The following is a 1,418-nucleotide window of genomic DNA, read 5'->3' on the forward strand; positions in this document are numbered from 1 at the left end:
GCGATGCGCGAGGGTGTGGTGCCGCGCACGTTGCATGTGGACGAGCCGTCCTCGCATGTGGACTGGAGCGAGGGCGCGGTCGAGCTGGTGGCCGAAGCGCGGTCGTGGCCTCGGGTGGAGCGGTCGCGCCGGGCGGCGGTGTCGTCGTTCGGGATCAGCGGCACCAACGCGCATGTGATCATTGAGCAGCCTCCCGGGGTGGAGGACGTCGCGGCGGCCGAGGTTGAGGTCGCCGAGTCCGGGGCCGTGGTGTGGGCGGTGTCGGGGCGGAGTGAGGTGGCGTTGCGGGCGCAGGCGGCCCGGTTGCTGTCGTATGTGGAGGGTTCGCCTGGTCTGGGGTTGGCCGAGGTGGGGGTGTCGCTGGCGACGGCTCGGTCGGCGTTTGAGTATCGGGCGGTGGTGGTGGGTGCTGAGCGTGCGGAGTTGGTGCGGGGTCTGGCGGCGGTGGCCGAGGGGGCGCCGGCCGCGGGTGTGGTGACCGGTTCGGCGCGGGGTGCGGCCAAGCTGGCGTTCCTGTTCACCGGTCAGGGCAGCCAGCGGGTGGGGATGGGCCGGGAGTTGTATGCGCGGTTCCCGGTGTTCGCGCAGGCGTTGGACGAGGTGCTCGCCGAGCTGGACCCGCTGCTGGACGGGTCGTTGCGGGAGGTGTTGTTCGCCGAGCCGGGGTCGGCCGAGGCGGGGCTGCTGGATCGGACGGGGTGGGCGCAGCCGGCGTTGTTCGCGGTGGAGACGGCGCTGTTCCGGTTGGTGTCCTCGTGGGGGGTGCGGCCGGATGTGCTGGCCGGTCATTCGATCGGGGAGATCACCGCGGCGCATGTGGCCGGGGTGTTGTCCCTGAAGGATGCGTGTGTGTTGGTGGCGGGTCGGGCGCGGTTGATGCAGGCGCTGCCTGCCGGTGGGGCGATGGTGTCGGTGCGGGCGTCCGAGGAGGAGGTCGCCGAGCTGCTGGCGGGGCGTGAGGAGGAGGTGTCGGTCGCGGCGGTGAACGGCCCGGCCTCGGTGGTGATCGCCGGGGTGGAGGAGGCGGTGCTGGAGGTCGTCGCCGCTCTGCAGGAGCGGGGTGTGCGGACGAAGCGGTTGCGGGTGTCGCATGCGTTCCATTCGCCGTTGATGGATCCGATGCTGGAGGACTTCCGAGCGGTGGCGGGCGGGTTGACCTACCACGCGCCGCGTATTCCGGTGGTGTCGAACGTGACCGGAGAACCGGCCACGGCGGAGCAGTTGTGCTCGCCGGATTACTGGGTGGAGCAGGTGCGTCGGGCCGTCCGCTTCTCCGACGGAATCCGGACGCTGCACGCTCAAGGAGTGCGGGCCTACCTGGAACTGGGCCCCGACGGCGTGCTGACCGCGATGGCGGTCGACACCCTCGCCGCGGAGGCCGAAGCCGGTTCTGGCCCGGACGCGGTGCTGGTGCCGGT

General features: G+C 71.7%; 1 protein-coding gene. It reads left to right on the forward strand.

Going from position 1 to position 1,418, the window contains the following annotated elements; translation table 11 throughout:
- Positions 1–1,418 (forward strand): acyltransferase domain-containing protein (locus ACWD3H_RS47655; RefSeq protein WP_451959801.1); only part of this gene is annotated, 1,418 nt, incomplete at both ends.

The sequence above is a fragment of the Streptosporangium sp. NPDC002607 genome (genome assembly GCF_053592655.1).